This window comes from Lapidilactobacillus dextrinicus DSM 20335, assembly GCF_001436095.1.
Taxonomy (GTDB): Bacteria; Bacillota; Bacilli; order Lactobacillales; family Lactobacillaceae; genus Lapidilactobacillus; species Lapidilactobacillus dextrinicus.
Genome location: NZ_AYYK01000022.1, coordinates 83,179 through 104,376 on the forward strand (window position 1 = coordinate 83,179; position 21,198 = coordinate 104,376).

Here is a 21,198-nt window from a genome sequence, read left to right on the forward strand (position 1 = left end):
CTTTTTAAATTATTTAAAAAATAAATGGCGACGAATACTTAAAACTATTTTTTTACAAACAGAAGTTATTTTTTTCTAAACTTGCTAGGCAATAACGTTTCAGCTCTGCTATACTCAACACAGCATCTATCATTTACACACGCAAGCGGGAGGAATATCAATTGAATTTTTTGATTGATTTTATTTTACACATTGATGAACATCTGGTTACCATCGTTAATCAATTTGGTGATTGGACCTATTTAATTTTATTTGCGATTATCTTTATTGAGACTGGTGCGGTTATTTTACCGTTTTTACCAGGTGATTCGTTGCTTTTTGCTGCGGCTGCTTTAGCTGCAAATCCGGTCTATCATTTGCATATTTGGCTATTTGTCGTGCTTTTCTTGATCGCCTGTCTAGCCGGTGACTCGTTAAACTTCTATCTCGGCCGCAATGTCGAAAAACTATTACAACATAGTAAGCTTTTCAGTCGCTTACTTGATAAAGATAGCTTAGAAAAAGGCCGTGAATTCTTTGAAAAACATGGCGCAATAGCGATTATCTTGGCACGTTTTATGCCAATCATTCGGACTTTCGTTCCTTTCGTGGCTGCTGGTTCTGGCTTTGAATACCGCCGTTTTATTAAATATAATTGGACGGCTTGTGTTGCTTGGGTTGCCTTATGTTGCGGCGCCGGTTACTTCTTCGGTAACTTGCCATTTGTTAAAGCCCACTTCTCAGCTATTATCTTAGCTATTATTGTGGTGACCTTAATTCCTGCTGTTGTTGGTTTCATTAAAACAAAAATGGGCAGTAAAAAAGTTGCTCAATAAAAATAAAAAAACTTGTCTTGATGTTAAAACATCAGGACAAGTTTTTTTATTGCCGTGATAATTGGCCATCACGAACTTGATAAACTTGATCAGTATATTCAAATAAACTTTCATCATGCGTTACCATTACCACTGCTGTCTTATGCGCATGTGCTGTTTCCTTTAACGTTTGAACAACTTGATGCGCCCGTTTACTATCTAAAGAAGCTGTTGGTTCATCAGCAAAGACAACTTGTGGTTGATGATATAAAGCACGCGCTATAGCCACCCGTTGGCGTTGTCCACCTGATAACATTTTAGGCAAGCTATTCTTCTGCTTTTCTAAGCCTAAAGATTGTAATAACTCATTAGCATAGGCCTGATTATCTTGACGACTTAATCGATCCACTAGTTTGAACTGCTCCGTTACACTTAAATAAGGAATTAAATTAGAAGCCTGTAAAATAAAGCCATATTTTTCAAAGCGAACTTTACTACGCTGTTTCTCAGATAGCTGGGCTAGATCTTGACCATTAAGCAATACGGCGCCACTAGTTGGTGACTGCAACGCTCCCATGATGGTTAATAACGTCGTCTTCCCCGAACCGGAAGGACCAGTCAAGGTCATAAACTCACCGGCTTCTAACGTTAAATCCGTCGGCTGAATTGCTTGCGTCATTGCAGCACCTTTACCGAAAGTTTTGGTAATTTGTTTCAATTCTAAAACGGTTGTCATTATGCTGCACCTCCGATTGCATCAAGCGGATCAATTTTAAGGATTCGTTTGATTGAGAAAACTGAACCTAAAACTACCACAGCCAGTAACCCCATGGTAAAACCACCAACGAGTAAAGGATTATTCGTATACGGTATCTTGGCCGGTAAAACAAGTATCGTTAGTTGGTTGGCAATTAGTCCTAACCCAACTCCCATCAGGCCAAGCAACAGTGACTGTGCTAGTACTGAACGAATGAGTGTACCATTACTAATTCCTTGTGCTCGCATCACACCATAAACACTGATATTTTGGATTGTTAGAATATACATAAAGATACCAACAATAAAAAGCACGATCACAAATAAGGCACCAATCATTAGTGAGAAAGTTGAGTTTTGTGCCGTATACCCAGGAATATTTTCAATGACCGTTTGTGGTGTCATTGTTTCTAAGCCAGCTTTTTTAACAACGTCCTTTTTTTGCTGATAAATCACGGCACTCATGTTTTTAACTGCAGTACTGCCAAAACGTAATTGGTTATAGGTAGCCAATGTTGTAAAAGTAATCGGTAAGGTACCAAATAGATTATTCTTTGTTAAACCAACAACTTTGTAATAAGTATCAGAGCCGTTAAGCTTAACTTTACTGCCCAACTTCAATTGACCAGCACCTAAACGTTGATCAATGACGACTTCATGATCATGGCGTACTTGACGACCAGCAATTAATTTAGGCTTAATAAAACTAGCAAAATTAATCCCAAATACATAAGTATCTAAATCGGTGTCATACCCTTTTTGACTGACTTCACTGGCTAAAACACCTAGTGGCGCAACCTTTTTGGATAAATCAGCTTGATCAAATTGTTGCTCAGTAATCGTAGATGATTGTAAATTATGATCGGCATATTTATTCATGGTGACGCGTGCTGCGCCCCACTGATCAACACCAACACGATTATTATTAGCTAAGCCATAGGCCAACCCCGTCAAAAAATAAATTAAATACGCGATTAAAAATAGTGTTAACACAACCAAGCTATAGCGTGCTTTGGCCGATTTAAGTTCGTGATAGGCTAAATACAATTTGAATCACTTCTCTTTTAAGTTTGCTCCATTATAGCATTACCTATCATCAAGTAAACGCTACATGGCTTAGACTTACACTAGATTTGACTTAAGGTTAACTAATTTTTACTGTCACTCTTCTTTAGAAGTAGCCTGATGTTTTGAAGTTGTTGGTAAAGTGGCAATAAATTCTTCAGGTGACATTTGGACGACTCCGGCTTGAGCAAGAATGTCGACAATAGCTGCCAAATGTCGCTCTACTTCTGTGATTGCCTGCGGTGTCAAATTACTCAAACGAGCTGACATTTTTTCTTTAACACTAGCAATTTGCGCTTCAGCAAATTTATCTCCGTCTTTTGTCCGATGTACATTAACAACCCGACGATTATCCTTATTATGTTCTCGACGGACCAAGCCTTTATCTTCGAGATGACGAATTGTGCGACTTAATTGTGCACTGGAGATATTTAAAACCTGTGCCAATTCTGACATGGTGACGTTAGGATGCGTATAAACTCCCATCACAATCATCATCTGTAGTGGTGTTAATTCAGAATCTTCAATATCCAAGCTGCCTAAAATAGATTGAGTGAGTGTCACAAACATTTGCCCGAACAATTGTGTACTAGAAGTTTTACTTTCCATAAAACATGAACCTTTCATTGTTGATTTCTAATTCTCATAAAGAAACAAAACTAGTAAACGTGCCCTAAACGTTTGCTAAACTAATTCCATTTTGTTTCTGTTTAAGAAGATATTATTTAACAATAGAAAACATTTGACATTTGTTAAGTATAGTGGATAATTAACAAATGTCAATTATTTAATCAAGGGAGATTTCATAATGTTAGAGCTCAAGCATATTAAAAAGTACTATCATGTTGGCGATACCGTCACTAAAGCACAAGACGATGTTTCTGTTGCCTTTCGTGAAAAAGAATTCGTCGCCATTCTTGGTCCTAGTGGTTCTGGTAAAACCACCATGTTAAATATTATTGGTGGCTTGGATCGTTATGATTCTGGTGACCTCCTAATCAAAGGCAAGTCTACTAAAGGTTTTAAAGATGCAGATTGGGATGCTTATCGGAATAACTCGGTCGGCTTTATCTTCCAGTCTTACAACTTAATTAGTCACTTAGGTATTATCGAAAACGTTGAAATGGGAATGACCTTAAGTGGTGTTCCTGCTGCCACTCGTCGTCAAAAAGCTGAGGAAGCTTTAATTCGCGTTGGCTTGAATCAACACATGCACAAAAAGATCAACCAATTATCCGGTGGTCAAATGCAACGTGTCGCTATTGCCCGAGCAATTGCCAGTGATCCTGAAATTCTCTTAGCCGATGAACCAACCGGTGCTTTGGATTCAGAAACCAGTAACGAAATCATGCAACTCATCAAGGATCTTAGTAAGGAACGACTAGTGATCATGGTGACGCATAACCCTGAATTAGCTCATCAATATGCTGATCGCATTATTGAATTTGCTGATGGTAAAATTCAAAATGATTCTCATCCCCACATTGAAGGTGCTAAGGCTGACAACTTTAAGTTAACGCGTACCAAAATGAGTTACTGGACCGCTTTGAAACTTTCTTGGACTAATATTCGGACCAAAAAAGGAAGAACCTTCTTAACCGTTTTTGCATCAAGTATTGGGATTATCAGTATCGCCATCGTCTTAGCCCTATCCAATGGTTTTCAAAAGCAAATTGATAAAACGCAATCTGAAGCAATGTCGTCAATGCCAATTACGATTTCTCAAGTTGGTTCTGACACCAGTGCAATGACCGGTACAACCACGAAGAAGTTCTCAAAGGCTGACACAGTAACCGCAGAAAAAAGTGACGCTGACAAAGCCCAACACGTTAATAAAATTACCAATAAATATATCAACTACGTTAAAGATATTCCTGCTAAATATACCAAGAACATCGCCATTACTTACGGCACTGGCATGAATCTTATTCGCCAAGTTGACGGCAAATATAAGACGGTTTCTTTCTCAAACAGTAATCCTGATAGCCAAACTGTTGATACAGCGTCAATGATGGCAAATGCTACAGGTGTTGGCGGTTCCGTTTACCCAATCAATAGTGATGGTAAACAAACATTCTTGAAGACTTACTACAAAGTCATCGCCGGTAACTATCCTAAGAGTGCCACAGATATTGTTTTAGTCGTTAATAAAGATAACAGTATTAATATCAACGCACTTAAGAATCTTGGTATTTCAGTAAAAGAAAACGAAAAATTAGACTTCGATAAATTAGTTAGCACTACAGTCAAAGTAGTCGCTAATAACGACTACTACACAAAACTACCAACGGGTAATTTCGTACCTGACAATAATTATGATGGTATGGCCACTAAAGCTAATACTAAAACCCTACGTGTGACTGGTATTATCCGCGTTAAATCTAAAAATAGTGATGGTTTATTAGCCAGTGGTGTAGCTTATAGCTCACAATTGACTAAGGAAGTTCTTAACACAAATAAAGATTCCGAAATTGTTAAAGCCCAAAAAGCAACCCCAACTAAAAATATTATGACTGGTCAAACAATGGACGCCTCAACTGCCAACGGTCTTTTGACGATGCTAGGTGGTTCTTCTAAACCAACAACTATTCAGATTTACCCAACAACCTTCAAGGATAAAGATCATGTCTTGAACTATTTAGATAAATATAACAAAGGTAAAAATAAGAATGATAAAGTGATCTATACTGACCTTGCCGGTACCGTTTCTGACATGACGGGTGGCTTAATGGACGCCATTACTTACGTCTTGATTGCCTTTGCTGCTATCTCTTTAATTACAAGTATGATTATGATTTCTATCATCACTTACACTTCCGTAATTGAACGGACTAAAGAAATTGGTGTTCTCAAAGCTTTAGGTGCGCGTAAAAGAGATATTACCCGTGTCTTTAATGCTGAAACCTTTATTCTCGGCTTCGGTGCTGGTCTCTTTGGGATTGCTGTCGCTTACTTGGCAACCTTCCCAATCAACAGTGTCCTAGCTAACGTAACAGGTTTGAACGGCGTTGCCGTACTCAATCCAATGCATGCCATTGTCTTAGTCCTTGTCAGCACTGTCTTAACCATTCTTGGTGGACACATTCCAGCACGAATGGCCGCTAAGAAAGATGCAGCAATTGCTTTACGTTCCGAATAAAACTAACTTGTAAAAAAAGATTGCCCTCCTAACAGGATGGGCGATCTTTTTTTGCTCTTTTCTAATTTTGTAGTTCTTGACGCTATTCTAGCGATCATGTTAGAATAACGGCAATAAGCAGAAGATCTTTAACAGAAGGGTGGTCGTGATTTTAAGTAACTGATTTTAGATTAATCTAAAATAGGGCACAAGGTTATTTAGTATACCTTGATGCAGTTACTTAAAATTCAAGGCCGACCCTTCTGCTTAGTTAAACTAGCAGAAGCGTGAGTTAAGTTCACCTTCTGTTTTTTTGTGCCTTATTTTAGACTAACAATTCGCAAACTAAAACAAATAAGGAGTCATACCATGACAAAATTAATAACCAACAGAATGATCTTACGAAATTTCCAACTATCTGACGCACCATCTGTTTATCAGTACGCTAAAAATCCGCACGTCGGTCCAATTGCGGGATGGCCGGTCCACACAAGTATCGAAAATTCGCGCTACTATATTGAAAATTATTTTATTAGTCCGCATATTTTTGCGATTACCCTTCAAGCTAATCCTGAAGAAGTCATCGGTTTAGTTGGACTAGAATTAGTTGACGAAGGCAACGGCAAACCTTTTATGAAGTCTGGTGAAGCTGAAATTAGTTATTGGCTCGGTGAACCATTTTGGGGACAAGGCTTAATGCCTGAAGCTATCCAAGCCGTTGTTAATTATGGTTTTGAAAAATGTCAGCTGCAAAGTATTTGGTGTGGTTACAAAGACGGCAATAATCAATCTAAAAGAGCGCAAGAAAAGCAAGGTTTTAAATACGACCATACTGTTGAACACATGTACAACCCCGTCTTAGATGAATATATCATTGAGCACTTTACCAAACTAACTCGAGTTCAATAAAATAAAAAGGTAGCCTTGAAAGTAAATTTGCTTTTTAAGGCTACCTTTTTTAATTTTGTTTACGTGCTACATTAGCTGCTGCATTTTCAATAAGTGCCTTTTCATGATATTTTTTAATTGTAGCGTTTAAGCGAACATAAGCGTAAAAATGGAAAATAATGCCACAACCTAACAAGATACCACCCAATGAATTTGAAAAAAGCGTTACGATAATAGCTGCAAAATAAATCGCCACACTACGGATCGGATCATATTCTACTCTTTCGTAAAAATCAGTGTTAACTTTCTTATTGCGTAATTCAGGATGCTCATGCAAATATCGATAAATCACAAAAAACATTGCTGAAGCAATTAAAGCAACAACATCATAAACAATTAAAGCAACTTTTAAATCTGTTCGATTCATAGTAGTCAATGTATTAGCTACCAGTGACATTGGATAATCAATTAAAGTAATGACAAATAACAAAATCAAATTAATCACATTCATATTACGATCAATCTTCTTAAACAAGCCGAAAAAATCATGATGAAACAACCAAAGTGTCCCTACATAAAAATAAGAAAAAGCATACGATAAAAGAATCGGCCACTGATTAATCAACGCTTGTCCTAAATGGCCGACTTGATAATCGGGAACTTGAAACTGTAAAACTAAAATTGTAATTAGAATGGCAAAAATACCATCACTAAATGCTTGAAATCGACTGATACTCATATTGCATCACTTCCGCGGTTTAATTTACACTTCTTATCTTAGCATAGACAAACCAACGCGTATACGAATCCTGGATTCAAGGTGCTCTGCTAAACAATGATCGCTGTTCTAAATAAATCGTCATATTTTAATCACAGAATGATCCGACAACTTGCAAAATTGCCGCATACTTCTTTCAAATACTGGCAGTATAGTAATAACCATAGAAAGTTATTAAGAGGTGATGCACATGACTAATACAGCCGATGATTTTCTAGTCAGCGCAACTGAAAATCCTTAGGCACCTGATCTGAATTAATTGCTAGTTTTCTTCATTTTATTCCTCCCCTTAAAATGAAACTTAAACATCTAACAGCCCCCTCTGTTAGATGTCTCCTTATAATCAGAATTGCCCGTTCTGATTAATACCCAAAAATATATCTATCCTTCCGACTCATCCTGTTTGCCCACAGGATGAGTTTTTTATTGTTGTTAAGGGATAAAATTTTATAGACCCAATTCAACTTTTACGCCACTGTGATTCTCTTTAGCAATTGTCCTAAAACATGTCGTTCCCAAAAAATAATGAAAGGACCCGAACCAAATGCTACAATAATCGTCACTAAACCAAAATGACCGTGTACTAAAACCGCAATCATCATAGCCGTGACATCTTGTATAATTCTAATGAGTCGATAGTTTTTACAGTGTGAGACTTTCAAAATCATCGGCGTAATGGCATCATAGGGCGAAATACCGACGTCAGCAACCAGATACATCGTTAAACCAAACGTGAAAACTAAAAGACCCAAAAAAGCCAACAAAATTTGAAGCCATAATGAATTAGGCGTTGGTAAGTTTTTCAACAAAATGAGATTAAAAAATTGAATTTCATAACCAACTAAAGCCATATTAAAAATAGTACCTATCCCAATTAAGTGACGATCAACGAAAAATACCACGATTAAAATACCTAAATTCAATAGCAGTTGATAAGGGCCTAATTGCCAACCTAATAATTGGGAAACACCTAAATTCATCGCTGAATAAGGATCCATCCCTAAATTAGAAGCCAGTAAAATCGTAGCTCCTAACGCAAAAATTAATACCCCGATTAAAGACATGATTGAACGTCGCCCGATTTCGCGATAACTTCTCTTACTTACAGTTGGCATTAGTATTCCTCTTTTCAACAGTCACTCGTAATCTTTTATTCGTGCTGATCAGTTCTAAGATACGTTAGATAAGCAAAGTTATTAACTTTATGAGCCGATTGTAATTGAAAAACATGCTGATCAATCGCCCCAGTAAATAATGGAATACCGGAATCAATTAAAACCGGTACAATCGTAATTTGATAACTATCAATCAAATCAGCATTTATTAACGGTGCCAATAAACTGCTACCGCCAATAATCCAAATATCTTTTCCGGGTTGATTTTTTAATTGTTGTACCAAGTCAACCACACTCATATTTACAAAATGACGTTGAGGAATAGCGGGCTGATCCAGATGCGTCGTTAAAATATAACTTTCCTGATCAACATAGGGATACACATCAGGCGATAATTCATTAACGACTTGATCATAAGTCGTCCGTCCCATGACCACAGTGTCGACACCAGCCATTAATCGATCATAAGCATCGTCAACATCGTCGTGAGTACGATTAAATTCCAAAAAATCAATTGAGCCATCTGTGCGGGCAATATAACCATCTAAACTCTGGGCGATAAATAGAATTACTTTACGAGCCATTATTATCACCATCCTTTAATCCTTATTCTAGCAAAACGCTTAAAGTAATACCCCTTTTAACAACGCGCTACCATCATGATCTTTATGCCGACCTAACAAAAAAACACCTCTAGTGTTAGAGGTGTTTAAACTGTTATTTTTTAATTAGTGGCTAGGATGTTGACTAATGGTCTTTTTGACTTGTGATCCTTGGAAATATTCACTAACTAGTCCGCGCATAAAATGTAAATAGTGACCTAAAACAAACAAAATTACCACGACCGCAACAATTAATTCAATGTAAGCTAATCCAGTCAACACCGGTGTTAAAGCTGCATTAGGGAATCGTTTCAACAAGGTGAACAAACCTGTTGCCGAAATAACCAGTGGGAATGTAAAGGCTGCAAAACTTGGGAAGAAATGTAAAAGTGAATGCTTAGCAGAAATATAAATGCGTGCCATAGTTAATAGTGTGGATAAATATAAAACTTGGGCAAGAATGCCCAAACCAATAGCAAAAGCAACGTTGATTTCAGTAAAAGTATTGAGATAACCAGTCAAACAAAGTGATGCCGGCGCTGCAACAATTGTAATGAACGGCAAGACACCTTCATTCATCTCATGATGCTTTACTAAACGATAAATGACAATAGGTAATAAAATAACATAAAGTCCTAGTGCAAGATATAATAATGCTTGGCCAATGCTAGGAATAAATTGACTAGCTGTTACTGGTGCGACACCAAAACCAACAAATGTTACGAACCAACTAGGATAAACATGTTCAAGACCAACGGCCGGCTTAATTAAATGCAAGTATACAAAAACAGCTGTGATGGTCAATTGAACAACAATTGCTGCACACCAAAGAACCAATGCAAAAGTATGGAAGCCCCAGTTCCCCCAATAAGTTGCAATGACCATTAATCCCATTGTAAATGTCGGTAATGTTGCTGCTGAAATTGGATTGGTAATCTCTTTAACAGCGTGATTGAAGGTTAAGACAACTTTCACTAGGACGAAAAACATTAAAATCATACTCAAAACACCTAAAAATGTTCCGATAGGCTTCATTTGTAGACTAATAAATAAATTGCCCAGTGAAGCAATACCTAAAATCATGCCACAAATTGCCATAGGTAATTTTTTCAAAATTGTTGTCATATTTTTCCCCTTAAATGTTGTTTTGATAACACTAATTTTAGAATCATAAACTTAATAAGTCAAACTAGCATTTTTTATTGTTATAATAAGAATAACTAATATTGGATTGTGAGGAAAATAAATCATGAACACTGAACTACTCACTTTTATCTATGTCTATGAAAGTCATAGTTTCTCTATTGCAGCTCGGGAATTATTCGTCACCCAACCGACCGTTTCTCTACGAATTAGTCAGCTTGAAAAGGAATTAGGCACTGACTTATTCGTGCGAACAAATCGCCATGACATTACACCAACCAACGCTGGTAAACTTCTCTATAAACAAGCGATTCAATTGCGCCAACTATGGCAAAATACACGCGACGAAATTCGTTATGTTGATAATCGGGATCAACATCTAATTAGGATTGGACTTTCGCAAACGTTAGCTGAAACCATCATGACCAGTTTTGTTACCCAAATACAGAATCAGTTTAATAACTTCGATTGGAATATTACCGTTGATAATTCTGATACAGTATCTAAACTCATGGCACAAAAAAAGTTAGACATCGGCATTATCGAAAAGCCGATTCTAACTGATACCAACACTATCACTAGAAAAGAAATCGCCCCAGATCAACTGGTCCGAATTGGAAAAAATACCGGTACTTGGCTAATCCGTGAACAAGGATCTGGCATTGAACACTATACAAGATTATATTTGCGCGAAGCAGATATTATGCCGCAACACACAATTGTCTTAAACCGCAATGACCTTATCCGTGAATTAGTTGATCAAGGACTTGGCGAAACTATTGTCTCTAAAAGCATTTTGCCAAAAAATTACCCTTATCAAGAATTGGGCCCCCACTTTGTTCGGGCGCTATATTTATTGCATTTGAATAACTTTGACAAGAACATTTTAAATGTTATTTCACCACTATTATTAAAATTAGTTGCCCAAACTTATCGTGATGTTAAATAGACAACCGCATTAATAAATCACGTTGTGAATCATCACCCAGTTGAAAAACATGATCGCCAAATTGAGTAAAGCCCAAACGTTGATAGAACTTTAGTGCAGGCTGATTCTCTTCCCAAACACCTAACCAGATCGTCTGTTTTTGCTTTTGTTGAGCGACGATTAATGCTTTTTGATAAAGTTGCTTGCCCAGACCCTGGCGTTTAAATTCAGGTTTAATATAAATACGCTCAATTTCTAAAGACTGGTCGCCCATTGCTTCTGTTTGGGCATGATCAATATTTAGTTTTAAGTAGCCCGCTAAAACTTGTTCAACCTCAATAAAATAAAAAAATGAGGCGGAATTTTGTAATTCCGCGGTTAACTTAGCGTCACTGTAGGCTGTATCCAAGTATTCTTGTAGATCTGCTGCTGTATTTTGTTTGCCAAATGTATCAGCAAAAGTTTCCCGACTTATTTTTTGTAATTCCTTTAGATTAGTTTGATTAATTTGTCGAATAGTTGTTGTCATTTTTGATACTCCTTTAATTTAATATTGGCGCTTTTGACCGCTAATGACTTGTTGCCAATCAGTCTCAATATTGTGCATAACTTGTTGTAATAACTGATCTAGTTGGTCAATTTGATCCGGTGATAATCCCGCCAGTGCATTTTGATTAGAATAATTATTTTCCCGAATGATCAAGGGATATAGTTTTTTCCCTTGATTGGTTGCAAAAAGCCCCTTATTCTTCTTATTCGTATCGCTAAATTCACGTGTAATTAAACCGTTATGTTCAAGTTTCTTGACAGCATGAGCTACCGTTGTGCGATCAACTTTAATTAGTTCAGCTAGCCGACTTTGAATAATCCCAGGATTTTCAACAATGCGTACTAAATAAACGTATTGTCCCTTCGTCAAGTTTAAATCTTTAAATTCAATATTGGCGATCACATCTAAAGCCCGACTAATATCACCAACGGTTCGTAAAATATCTGGCATCTTCTCACAAACTCTCTTTTTAAACTGACTGTATCATATAGTTTTTTTGTTGAAAATGCAACAAAAAAAGATCTAAAAAAACACCTAGTGCTGAGTTAAAATCTTACACACTAGGTAATTTTTTATGCTTTAACATTCATTGAAGAGCCGTGATTCATTCGATGAAATACTGAAATTTTTTCACGACACTGGGTAAGACTAATCTGATCACCCATAAAACAATATACCCGATTAAAACACCGAGTACGTTAGCAATCACGTCATCAATATCCATGCTGCGGTTTAACATCAATGAATGATTCAAGACGTATTGAACCGTCTCGACTAAACTACTTGCCAACAAGCCGACTACAAACACTTTGAAAATATTAGCGCGTGGTATCAATAAGCCATAGTAAATACCTAACGGAATCGCCATCACAATATTCAAATAAAACGTCGCGTCGATACTTTGAAAGATTACAAAATTAACCGTGCCCCAACCTGCCATTAGTGGCTGAATCGTATGACCAGTAAAACTCATCGGTGTAAAACATAATACAGCGACACTAAAGAAATAGAAAACAGCTGAATATAAAGTTAGACGTTGATAACCACTTTTGTGTTCAGGAACTAGCGCGTTGTTCACAATTAACGTTAAAACGACAATAAAAATAAATGGTACCCAACGAATGATATTAATAGTTACTGCACTCCTTTATCAATAAAAAAAGGACAATCCCTCGAGATTGTCCTTTTTGACTAATTAATTTAACTTAGTCTTACTTTGTACTTCAAGTTTGTCGTTGAAGTCGTAAACAACTGGTTCGCCAGTTGCCATTTCTAAGTTGATGATATCTTCATCAGAAATGTTTTCGATATACTTGCTTAAGGCACGTAATGAATTACCATGAGCGGCAATGATGATGTTCTTGCCGTCAAGTAATTTAGGAGCAATTTCATCTTCCCAGAAAGGCATAACCCGTTCCAAGGTAACTTTTAAGTTTTCGCCACCAGGGATGATGTGTGGATCCAAGTTAGCATAACGGCGATCGTTTGCTGCTGAACCTTCATCATTTGCATCCAATAATGGTGGTAAAGTATCATAAGAACGACGCCAGATATGAACTTGTTCGTCGCCCCATTTTTCAGCTGCTTCAGCTTTGTTTTGGCCTTGTAATGCACCGTAATGACGTTCGTTTAAGCGCCATGTCTTCATTTCAGGAACCCATAATTGGTCTGAACCTTCAAGTGCATAGTGTAAAGTCTTGATAGCACGAGTCAATACAGAAGTGTAAGCTTGGTCGAATTCCAAACCTGCTTCTTTGATTAATTTACCAGCGTTTTGTGCTTGTTTAACGCCTTCTTCACTAAGGTCAACATCAACCCAACCAGTGAATTGGTTAGATAAGTTCCATTGACTTTGTCCGTGACGGATCAATACTAATTTTGCCATTAATATTAGCCTCATTTCATGATTAATTTATCAACATTAATTGTATTTGTTTTTCAGAAAAAATACAAGTTACAGCCGCCTTTTGTTTACATCTTTTCTAAGCAGAGTGAAAAAGTAACGGGTTGGCAATTTGAGCATATTTCAAATAACGAGTATAGCAATACACGCGCAAAGCAACAATTTCATAACATTATTTCAAACTCGTTTAATAATACCAGCAGCTAATAACAATAATTGCACGGTTGTTGGCCCAACGAAAGTAAAGCCTCGTTTTTTCATATCTTTAGCAACCACTGTCCCCAAACTGGATTGTTGATTCAGTGGTGTGCCAGGCTCAACGGCCATTTGCCAAATATTGTTGTCTGTGAAATGCCATAAGTAGTCTGCAAAGCTGCTAAATTCTGGCGCTAACTTAATAATGGCACGAGCATTGATGATAATGGCTTTAATCTTACGAGGATTGCGAATCATGGCGGGATTTTTCAGTAATGCTTCATATTCTGGCTCGTCAAAACCTGCGACTTGATGATGATCAAAGTTTGCAAATACTTGGCGAAAAACCGGAATCTTATTAGCCGCTACTTTCCAACTTAAACCGGCTTGAAAAACTGCAATCACTAACATTTCAAATAACAATTGGTCATCATGTGTTGCTTGACCGAAAATTCGCTCATATTCGCGAACCCCAGCTTGTTGTTGATTATCCATGCTATTTAACAGATCGCGTTTAACCATATGTTATCGCAAATTCTTTCATGTTAGCCTCGATTTCATCACGAACCTGACGAAAAACAGTTAATTGTGCTGACTTTGAGCCAGTTGCTTGGGCAGGATCAATTAAAGGCCAATGTTGTTTAACCACGGCACCACTAACAACAGGACAGCGGTCGCGAGCATCACCGCATAACGTGACAACATAATCACATCCCTGTAAAAATTCAGGATCAATTAATTTTGATTGATAAGTTGAAATATCTAGTCCTTTTTCCGCCATGACTTGAACCGCCAACGGATTGAGCCCGTGTGTTTCTAAGCCGGCGCTAGCAATTTGCCAGTCTGCTGGTAGAATTTGACGGGCAAACCCTTCGGCCATTTGACTACGACAAGAATTCCCAGTACATAAAAAATAAATCTGCGCCACAAAAATCGCCTACTTTCCTGTGTTTTATATTATCGACTAGAAGCAATCTAAAATTAGTGGCGAATTTTTTTCAACCAATCGACTTTTTTGGCACGACCATGGAACAAGTCAGCTAAATCACGACGAAAACTAAAAATCGACAGTAACGTTAATCCCGTAAAGCCTAAGCCAACTTCTAACTGATATTGGCTAAAACCAATCACCGCATAACTCAGTAAAATCACAATTCCCGGTAAGGTCAAATTCTGCGTCACCAACATCACCGCCAATGTGATCAATAAACTCAGCAAGCCCCACTTCAAATTAAAGAGCATTACCACCGCTACGGCAACGGCCACTCCCTTACCGCCGCGAAAGTTTTGCCAGGCAGGAAAATTATGACCCAAAGTGGTCCCGATACCTGCGTATAAAATGGCTAAATTGCCTAAATCCGGAAAAAGTAACTGACAAATCAGCACAGCTAAAATTGTTTTGAGTAAATCACCGCCTAAGGTTAAAATACCGTACTTCTTACCTAAGACTGCGCCAATATTAGCCGTACCCGGATTCCCGGAACCTAATTCAGTCGGCTTTTTACCCGTGCGCCAATGACTAATCACATAGGCGGTCACAAAATTACCAAAGCCATATCCGATTAATAAACAATATAATTTTTCTGTCCAGATTGTTCTCACCTACAATTGTTATCAATTCTCTTAATATTACGTTGATTATAGCATAGAAATTTTAGCTAAATAAAATGGCAAGAGATACGTTTAAAGGGGTCACAATCCATTTTTAAAATTGTGCCCCTTTAATTTTGATCAGAATTTTCTGATAAACTTTGTGGCTGTCTTTAATACGCTCATGATTCTAGCGAAAATTTATGATGAGCTAAGCGATAAGCATGGTCACAAACTGCGGCGACATCTGGCTCATGAGTAACAATGATCACACAACGATTTTGTTCGTGGGCGATTTCTTGGAAGAGTTGGATTACTTCTTGGGGTATTTTCTTCGTCCAAATTACCGGTCGGTTCATCGGCGACGACTAATTTGGCATCACAGCACATAGTTCTAGCAATTGCGACGCGTTGTTTCTGGCCGCCAGAGAGCCGTTGAACGTTCTTAGTCATTTGTTCATCAGTCAAGCCTAGCTTACGCAGCATGTCTTTTGCATATTTCTGATTGCCTTGGTGGCTAGATTTCGTAACAGCCATTGCCGTTAATAAATTATTCAGCGGTGACATATAGGTTAATAAATTATAAGACTGAAAAACAATCGAAACGTTTTGTTGGCGATATTTAGTTAACCCAATGTCATTAATGGAATGACCATTATAGTCGATCTCACCTACACGTGGTTTTTCTAAACCGGCAATTAATGACAGGAAGGTTGTTTTACCTGAGCCACTTTGACCAACAATGGCATAGGATTGACCTTGTTCAAATTCCAAGTTGATGTCTGTAAAAAGACTATTTTCAGGACGGTCATACCAATAACCGAGATTTTTAGTTGTTAACATTGAATGACCTCCTTAATCAATCAAAACCTTCCGCGGCGATAGACGTAAAATACCACCGGATGCTAATGTAATTGAAACAAAGATAATGGCTAAGCCAAAACCGCCTAATTCAGCCAAGTTGGTTGGTGTCACTTGAACATCAAGTTTAGTTTTGTCAGCCTTGTTGTTCCCCATAAAGCTGGCACCACCGTTTCGGCCAGGTTGACCATTAGGAGCCTTACCACCAGGACCACCTTGGCCACTATCGGTGTTGCCGGGACGTTGTGAATTAACATTAGACGCCGTTGAACTAGCTTGTTGACTAACCAATTGCTCACCTAATTTATCACCGACAAATTTACCACCAACACCAGCGACGCCAACAGCAATTACTAAAACGATGAACATTTCAATGAAGAACTGACCAATAATTTTCATTCGTGACTCACCCATTGAGAGCAAGACACCAATTTCATAACGGCGTTCACGAATCATCAAGATCACAATTAAAGCTAAAATAATTGTGCCAGCAATCGCCACTAACCAAACAATTTTATCGGCAAAGGACTTAACATTGTTCATTGATGACTTCACACTTTGGTAACTAGCATCATTAGCAGATAATGAGTATTTAGAGGTGTTAATTAACTTCTTACCAGCCTTTTTAACACTATTAACCTTCGCAGGATCGCTAACCGTAAAGGTAACGGAATCAGCTGTATTAGCATATTTGCTACCTTTAATTGTATTAGCTAATGTGTAGGAACTGTAAATGGTATTGGCAGGATCTGTGGCACCAGGCCCCATTTGTGTGGAAGTACTGGTTGACGGCGCCTTATAAATACCGACAATTGTTAATTGATAAGTCTTACTACCAGAAGTAGCTTTAACTTTAACTGTGTCGCCAACTTTAAGACCTTCTTGTTTAGCCAATTCAGATTCAATGATAATATTGTTTGTATTGGCATCAGAAGCCTTAATACCACGGCCCTTAGTAATCTGATAATTATTATCAGTAAAGTTGCTTGTCAAACTTGTCGCAGAAACACCTGTAACGGCAATATCACCTTGACTATTTGTCATTTTGTCATCGCCACCAGGCATATTACCGCCACCTTGCATGACACTTTGCCCAGAAGATGACGAGGTCGAAATTGCTTCAAAACTCTGGGCATTAACAGAAGTCGTTGATGTTAAATTGTAACTCTCAACATTATTTAAGTTGGCGATCTGCTTAACATCACTTAACTTAACTGGCGTCATTGACAACGAAGGTTTCGTGCCACCGGTTGCCCCTTGGCGCATCTTCTTAAAGGCCGCTTCTCGGTTGGCAGACAAAGTTAATGTGGCACCAACGTTTTTCTTAGCATTGCTAGTCGCAGCATCGGCGGCATTGCGAATTAATAATCCGGCTAAGACAAACAGCATAATCGCTGAAGTCACGAGAATTAACAGGAACGACCGCCCCTTCTTAGCTATTAAACTTAACCAAGCACGTTTAATAAAATTCATAAAAAACCTCCTAAATACAAGGTGTGAGCGGGCGCGTCTAGTGACGTACGGATAAGACAAATCACGACAAAATTTTGTTTTTAATTTTCGTCATGATTCGTCTTATCAGCTAGTCATTGCGACCGCGAACACTATTAATACAAGTTGTGAGTAAGTATGGGTGAAAGCTTTAGCTAAGCGTTGAAAAAGTTAAATCTTGTTCTTAAGATTTTATCTTTTTCGATCTTAGCTATAACTTTCAATACTTACGGACACTATACAAGTCGTGAGTCGTACTGGGTGAGCTAGCCCCATAAGGTAGCTGGGGTTAAAAACTCGCAGAGATGTTGACAACAGCTACCTTATGAGAAACTGCTCAAGTACGACGAACACATTTACAAGTCACAAGTAAGTAAAACAAATCGTTATTTCATAACATCCTCTAGATTACTTAATAAAAGCGATCAATCTGTGATTCAACTTTGTATTTTTCACGCGTTAATTTTGAATTTTTTGTGTCTTTCTCACCGATAATCATTCAAAAAAATCCCCAGCAACTATTTATGAATAGTTACTGGGGATTTAAATCATATCATTTAATTGTTAAACCATTAGTGACTGATCACTGTAATAATTGTGGCGAACAGCGTTATAACCAGGATAGCCGAAATCACAATCATGTGGCGCCGTTTATTTAAGAGGAAAACAGCTACGAATTCGCGAATCAAAGCGTTGGGAAGGAAATATAAGCGCACCTTTGAACCGACGCCATTTGCTTTTAGATTAGCCATTTTAGCATACAAACCAGCTCGGAAAGTGTGATAGTTATTCGTGAAGAACTTAATACGTGGTTCTTGCTCCGAGCCAAAATCGGCGGCGATAATTTCTTTAGAGAATGCCATATTTTGTAAGGTGTTTTTGGATTTATCTTCTAGTAACACCAATTCTGCTGGCCAACCGTGAGCAACAGCATAATCGGCCATCGCCTTAGCTTCAGGTAACTGCTCGTCGGCACCTTGACCACCGGAAAAAACAATCTTTGGTAGCGGTCGTCCCTTTTTTTCTTGTTTCTTAGCATAAACTAAGGCCCGATCAATTCGACTACCTAGTAACCGCGAAACCTTATGCCCATCAATTAAACCGGCGCCTAATACGATAAGATAATCTTGTCGATAATTACGCGGCACGAATTGATACAGCAACACATTAAGTAGAAAATTATAACTACAAAAAACGAGATAAGTGCCAATCGTGGGAATAGCCCCCAGCAAAACGTTCAACCAAGCTGGCAAGAAACGACTTGTGTTCAATAAGTTAAAGGCCCAAATAGCAATTAAAAATAAAGCTAAGAACAACGTTAACATATTAGCCAAAGTATGACTTTCACGCTTCCAGACAATCGCTGCGTTCCAGAGCAGTAACGCCCACCCCATAATCAAAGTCAGCAAGATGACCCCAACCAGAGCTAGAAAGAGCAGCCCCATAAATGTAATAAACACTTCATTATCCGTATTAAAAATTAAAACAGCTAACCAAACTAAAAAAACACCAAAAAACATTGAAAATAAAATACCATTAATTAAACGTCGTGGTTCTCTTAACCAACTGTATAAAAAGATGCCCAGAAAAACTAACATAATAGCACCAACAATTAAAACCGCACCAATTAACCGCCCAAGTGAGGCATTCGCAAGTTGTTCCAAAATAACGACCTCCGCTGAATATTTCTAATCTCATTTTATCATAACAACGTTTAGACCAAAAATCTGTACCACTTCTTGGACCTGACGATATGATTCACTATTTAACGCAAAATGCTTAGTATTTTCAGTAATCATCGCTAAAATCAGCACTTTTCTTACCAAACACCATAGTTAAGACTATAATGAAATAGTAGATATTCATAGTATGGGGAGGTTCACCTTATGGCAAAAGTTATCGACATTAAAAATTATCAAACTGATCGCGTCGCACACGCGTTTCTCGAGTTTTATTTATCACTATTCAAAAACGGCGAATTGGATTCATTGGCCACTTTTGATTCAAAAGAGCAGATGGCAGAAATCAATCACTTCTTGGAATTGGCACCTCAAGTTCCTAACGATCAATTAATTGAAAAACTAGTTGAGGCACGGAGTACTGAATTAACTGGCCTTACTAATAATATTATCGCCGCTGAACCAGCTGTTACTGAATTAACTAGTAGCAACGCTTGGCATGATTGGTACAAACAATTGATTAAAAAGATTGCAGTCAGAACACCAGGTGGTAGTTGGAATAAATACGGCACCCGTTAAAGTTTAATTAAGGATCGTCAAGTGGCTCAAGTTAGGCACGATTGTTCATCATTCCTAACTTGGGCCAACTTCATGCTATTGCCACCCAAAGATCAGTCCCGAGATTGATGAGTCCCACTACTGAAGATGAGAAAATAAGAATGAACATGGAGGTTAGCAGATGGATAATTTAGTTAAAAACATTAAACGTAACATGTGGCTACGTGCCGCAGCTTTTATCATTTTGGGGATCTTAATCGCTTTTAAGCCCGCAATGATGATCAACATTAGTATTCAGTTAATCGCCTTATATTTAGCTATTCTAGGTATTTATAGCTTAGTGACAGGTCTCAAAACACATCAAAAAGGTGAGTCACTAAACAGTGCGATGATTTTAGGGATTACCGAGCTAGTTGGTGCGCTATTCGTCTGGTTATTCGCTAAATCACTACTTAGCCTTTTACCTTTCGTTATTGGGATTGGCCTATTAGTCCACGGTATTAATTACATCATGCAAATCCGCAACAATCGCCAATATGTAAACGTGAGTCCAGTTATGAACTACGTCTACGGCGCTTTGATCATTGTTGCCGCTGTCGTCATGATCTTCAATCCTTTTAAGTCGTTGACCGTTCTCTTTGCCATCTTCGGTTGGCTCTTAATCGTCATGGGCATCGCAGAAATCTTCGGCACCAGATTATTTAAGTGAAGTGCGGAAAACAACGGGTTGATGACCCGGATTTAAGTGAAAAGATTCGCTGGTAAATAACTAGAAAAGCCGGTTCAGATTAATTGATCGGAACTGCAACTATTTTTTGAAACATATAAATAAAAGCAGCTTTCTACATTAGGCAATTGATTTTCTGTAGTCTACAGGAGATTGATTGCCTAATTTTGTAAATATACGTTTATTATTCCAAAAACTAATGTAGTTTTTGACCATTTCTATTACAATGTTATTGGAACCTATCGGTTCCTTATGGTTGTAGAATGTTTCAACCTTTAGGCAGGAGTGAAACGATTCTATTGGTGCGTTATCCGCTGGTGTTCCTTTACGGGACATACTGCGGATAACGCCTTTTTGCGTGCCATTTCAAAAAATTCGCGTGATGTATAAGTTGAGCCTTAATCACTATGCAAGATTGTGTTTCCCGATAAATTGTCTAATTGCTCTAATGTATTTA

At 37.9% G+C, this 21,198-nt stretch carries 23 protein-coding genes and 1 pseudogene; 6 read left to right on the forward strand and 18 right to left on the reverse strand.

All coding sequences use genetic code 11. From position 1 onward, the window contains the following. Window positions 1-161 precede the first annotated feature (161 nt). On the forward strand, window positions 162-815 hold the full coding sequence (locus FC84_RS08135; protein WP_057757638.1) for a VTT domain-containing protein: 654 nt from the start codon (window positions 162-164) through the stop codon (window positions 813-815). Between the two features lie 46 nt (window positions 816-861). On the opposite strand, the gene FC84_RS08140 is transcribed toward FC84_RS08135, so the two are convergent. From FC84_RS08140 to FC84_RS08150, 3 genes are all read right to left on the reverse strand, one after another. Beyond that, complete coding sequence (locus tag FC84_RS08140) at window positions 862-1,530, reverse strand: ABC transporter ATP-binding protein (RefSeq protein ID WP_057757640.1); 669 nt, start codon at window positions 1,528-1,530, stop codon at window positions 862-864. After that, window positions 1,530-2,597 (reverse strand): FtsX-like permease family protein, encoded by a 1,068-nt coding sequence (locus FC84_RS08145; protein ID WP_057757643.1) that lies wholly within the window; start codon window positions 2,595-2,597, stop codon window positions 1,530-1,532. The genes FC84_RS08140 and FC84_RS08145 overlap by 1 nt, the downstream gene beginning before the upstream one ends. 114 nt (window positions 2,598-2,711) lie before the next feature. Next, complete coding sequence (locus FC84_RS08150; protein WP_057757646.1) at window positions 2,712-3,224, reverse strand: MarR family winged helix-turn-helix transcriptional regulator; 513 nt, start codon at window positions 3,222-3,224, stop codon at window positions 2,712-2,714. 199 nt (window positions 3,225-3,423) lie between these two features. Between FC84_RS08150 and FC84_RS08155 the strand changes: the two genes are divergently transcribed. Further along, window positions 3,424-5,754 carry an ABC transporter ATP-binding protein/permease gene (locus FC84_RS08155; protein ID WP_057757647.1) on the forward strand — a complete coding sequence of 777 codons (2,331 nt, stop codon included), beginning with the start codon at window positions 3,424-3,426 and terminating at the stop codon, window positions 5,752-5,754. Window positions 5,755-6,102: 348 nt separating this feature from the next. After that, window positions 6,103-6,642, forward strand: a complete 540-nt coding sequence (locus tag FC84_RS08160; RefSeq protein ID WP_057757650.1) for a GNAT family N-acetyltransferase — start codon at window positions 6,103-6,105, stop codon at window positions 6,640-6,642. A gap of 49 nt (window positions 6,643-6,691) precedes the next feature. Here the strand turns inward: FC84_RS08160 and FC84_RS08165 are convergent, their stop codons facing one another. From FC84_RS08165 to FC84_RS08180, 4 genes are all read right to left on the reverse strand, one after another. Further along, window positions 6,692-7,360, reverse strand: coding sequence for a TMEM175 family protein (locus FC84_RS08165; protein WP_057757653.1), 669 nt, complete (start codon window positions 7,358-7,360; stop codon window positions 6,692-6,694). A 506-nt stretch (window positions 7,361-7,866) separates the two neighbouring features. After that, the gene (locus FC84_RS08170) at window positions 7,867-8,514 is read right to left on the reverse strand and encodes a YczE/YyaS/YitT family protein (protein ID WP_057757656.1); all 648 of its coding nucleotides are present in this window, start codon (window positions 8,512-8,514) and stop codon (window positions 7,867-7,869) included. 35 nt (window positions 8,515-8,549) lie between these two features. Continuing rightward, entirely contained in the window at window positions 8,550-9,098 is a 549-nt protein-coding gene (locus FC84_RS08175; protein WP_057757660.1) for a dihydrofolate reductase family protein, read from the reverse strand. 144 nt (window positions 9,099-9,242) lie between these two features. Further along, window positions 9,243-10,241 carry a TDT family transporter gene (locus tag FC84_RS08180; protein WP_057757662.1) on the reverse strand — a complete coding sequence of 333 codons (999 nt, stop codon included), beginning with the start codon at window positions 10,239-10,241 and terminating at the stop codon, window positions 9,243-9,245. Between the two features lie 124 nt (window positions 10,242-10,365). Here FC84_RS08180 and FC84_RS08185 point away from each other — a divergent pair, with 124 nt between their 5' ends. Further along, window positions 10,366-11,208 carry a LysR family transcriptional regulator gene (locus FC84_RS08185; RefSeq protein ID WP_057757664.1) on the forward strand — a complete coding sequence of 281 codons (843 nt, stop codon included), beginning with the start codon at window positions 10,366-10,368 and terminating at the stop codon, window positions 11,206-11,208. On the opposite strand, the gene FC84_RS08190 is transcribed toward FC84_RS08185, so the two are convergent. The 10 genes and pseudogenes from FC84_RS08190 to FC84_RS08235 all read right to left on the reverse strand — a co-directional run bounded on the left by FC84_RS08190 (window position 11,201) and on the right by FC84_RS08235 (window position 19,375). Then, the gene (locus FC84_RS08190) at window positions 11,201-11,716 is read right to left on the reverse strand and encodes a GNAT family N-acetyltransferase (protein WP_057757667.1); all 516 of its coding nucleotides are present in this window, start codon (window positions 11,714-11,716) and stop codon (window positions 11,201-11,203) included. The genes FC84_RS08185 and FC84_RS08190 overlap by 8 nt on opposite strands. An 18-nt stretch (window positions 11,717-11,734) precedes the next feature. Next, entirely contained in the window at window positions 11,735-12,187 is a 453-nt protein-coding gene (locus FC84_RS08195; RefSeq protein WP_057757669.1) for a MarR family winged helix-turn-helix transcriptional regulator, read from the reverse strand. A 154-nt stretch (window positions 12,188-12,341) separates the two neighbouring features. Beyond that, complete coding sequence (locus FC84_RS08200) at window positions 12,342-12,815, reverse strand: VanZ family protein (protein ID WP_057757672.1); 474 nt, start codon at window positions 12,813-12,815, stop codon at window positions 12,342-12,344. A 117-nt stretch (window positions 12,816-12,932) separates the two neighbouring features. Next, window positions 12,933-13,622 (reverse strand): 2,3-diphosphoglycerate-dependent phosphoglycerate mutase, encoded by a 690-nt coding sequence (locus tag FC84_RS08205; protein WP_057757675.1) that lies wholly within the window; start codon window positions 13,620-13,622, stop codon window positions 12,933-12,935. Between the two features lie 195 nt (window positions 13,623-13,817). Next, window positions 13,818-14,357 carry a DNA-3-methyladenine glycosylase I gene (locus tag FC84_RS08210; RefSeq protein ID WP_236697762.1) on the reverse strand — a complete coding sequence of 180 codons (540 nt, stop codon included), beginning with the start codon at window positions 14,355-14,357 and terminating at the stop codon, window positions 13,818-13,820. After that, window positions 14,350-14,763, reverse strand: a complete 414-nt coding sequence (gene arsC / locus FC84_RS08215; RefSeq protein WP_057757678.1) for an arsenate reductase (thioredoxin) — start codon at window positions 14,761-14,763, stop codon at window positions 14,350-14,352. Before arsC ends, FC84_RS08210 begins: the two co-directional genes overlap by 8 nt. A 53-nt stretch (window positions 14,764-14,816) precedes the next feature. After that, window positions 14,817-15,437, reverse strand: coding sequence for a glycerol-3-phosphate acyltransferase (locus FC84_RS08220; protein WP_057757682.1), 621 nt, complete (start codon window positions 15,435-15,437; stop codon window positions 14,817-14,819). Window positions 15,438-15,607: 170 nt separating this feature from the next. Beyond that, window positions 15,608-16,268: pseudogene (locus tag FC84_RS08225) on the reverse strand (ABC transporter ATP-binding protein). A gap of 12 nt (window positions 16,269-16,280) precedes the next feature. Next, window positions 16,281-17,759 carry an ABC transporter permease gene (locus FC84_RS08230; RefSeq protein WP_057757685.1) on the reverse strand — a complete coding sequence of 493 codons (1,479 nt, stop codon included), beginning with the start codon at window positions 17,757-17,759 and terminating at the stop codon, window positions 16,281-16,283. A 590-nt stretch (window positions 17,760-18,349) separates the two neighbouring features. Continuing rightward, complete coding sequence (locus tag FC84_RS08235) at window positions 18,350-19,375, reverse strand: YdcF family protein (protein WP_083479602.1); 1,026 nt, start codon at window positions 19,373-19,375, stop codon at window positions 18,350-18,352. A gap of 288 nt (window positions 19,376-19,663) precedes the next feature. On the opposite strand from FC84_RS08235, the gene FC84_RS08240 reads away from it, so the two are divergent. Together FC84_RS08240 and FC84_RS08245 are read left to right on the forward strand one after the other, a co-directional pair. Continuing rightward, on the forward strand, window positions 19,664-20,035 hold the full coding sequence (locus tag FC84_RS08240) for a hypothetical protein (protein ID WP_057757691.1): 372 nt from the start codon (window positions 19,664-19,666) through the stop codon (window positions 20,033-20,035). A gap of 160 nt (window positions 20,036-20,195) precedes the next feature. Further along, window positions 20,196-20,723 carry an HdeD family acid-resistance protein gene (locus FC84_RS08245; RefSeq protein ID WP_057757694.1) on the forward strand — a complete coding sequence of 176 codons (528 nt, stop codon included), beginning with the start codon at window positions 20,196-20,198 and terminating at the stop codon, window positions 20,721-20,723. 138 nt (window positions 20,724-20,861) lie between these two features. Here FC84_RS08245 and FC84_RS09235 read toward each other — a convergent pair whose 3' ends face one another. Continuing rightward, entirely contained in the window at window positions 20,862-21,077 is a 216-nt protein-coding gene (locus FC84_RS09235) for an IS3 family transposase (protein WP_083479600.1), read from the reverse strand. Window positions 21,078-21,198 lie beyond the last annotated feature (121 nt).

Coding starts and splice junctions, on each gene's coding strand:
- FC84_RS09235 (WP_083479600.1), bottom strand. CDS start 21,077: ATGTCCCGTAAAGGAACACCAGCGGATAACGCACCAATAGAATCGTTT.
- FC84_RS08195 (WP_057757669.1), bottom strand. CDS start 12,187: ATGCCAGATATTTTACGAACCGTTGGTGATATTAGTCGGGCTTTAGAT.
- FC84_RS08175 (WP_057757660.1), bottom strand. CDS start 9,098: ATGGCTCGTAAAGTAATTCTATTTATCGCCCAGAGTTTAGATGGTTAT.
- FC84_RS08140 (WP_057757640.1), bottom strand. CDS start 1,530: ATGACAACCGTTTTAGAATTGAAACAAATTACCAAAACTTTCGGTAAA.
- FC84_RS08190 (WP_057757667.1), bottom strand. CDS start 11,716: ATGACAACAACTATTCGACAAATTAATCAAACTAATCTAAAGGAATTA.
- FC84_RS08155 (WP_057757647.1), top strand. CDS start 3,424: ATGTTAGAGCTCAAGCATATTAAAAAGTACTATCATGTTGGCGATACC.
- FC84_RS08240 (WP_057757691.1), top strand. CDS start 19,664: ATGGCAAAAGTTATCGACATTAAAAATTATCAAACTGATCGCGTCGCA.
- FC84_RS08205 (WP_057757675.1), bottom strand. CDS start 13,622: ATGGCAAAATTAGTATTGATCCGTCACGGACAAAGTCAATGGAACTTA.
- FC84_RS08230 (WP_057757685.1), bottom strand. CDS start 17,759: ATGAATTTTATTAAACGTGCTTGGTTAAGTTTAATAGCTAAGAAGGGG.
- FC84_RS08165 (WP_057757653.1), bottom strand. CDS start 7,360: ATGAGTATCAGTCGATTTCAAGCATTTAGTGATGGTATTTTTGCCATT.
- FC84_RS08245 (WP_057757694.1), top strand. CDS start 20,196: ATGGATAATTTAGTTAAAAACATTAAACGTAACATGTGGCTACGTGCC.
- FC84_RS08180 (WP_057757662.1), bottom strand. CDS start 10,241: ATGACAACAATTTTGAAAAAATTACCTATGGCAATTTGTGGCATGATT.
- FC84_RS08160 (WP_057757650.1), top strand. CDS start 6,103: ATGACAAAATTAATAACCAACAGAATGATCTTACGAAATTTCCAACTA.
- FC84_RS08150 (WP_057757646.1), bottom strand. CDS start 3,224: ATGGAAAGTAAAACTTCTAGTACACAATTGTTCGGGCAAATGTTTGTG.
- FC84_RS08210 (WP_236697762.1), bottom strand. CDS start 14,357: ATGGTTAAACGCGATCTGTTAAATAGCATGGATAATCAACAACAAGCT.
- FC84_RS08235 (WP_083479602.1), bottom strand. CDS start 19,375: ATGTTAGTTTTTCTGGGCATCTTTTTATACAGTTGGTTAAGAGAACCA.
- FC84_RS08170 (WP_057757656.1), bottom strand. CDS start 8,514: ATGCCAACTGTAAGTAAGAGAAGTTATCGCGAAATCGGGCGACGTTCA.
- FC84_RS08185 (WP_057757664.1), top strand. CDS start 10,366: ATGAACACTGAACTACTCACTTTTATCTATGTCTATGAAAGTCATAGT.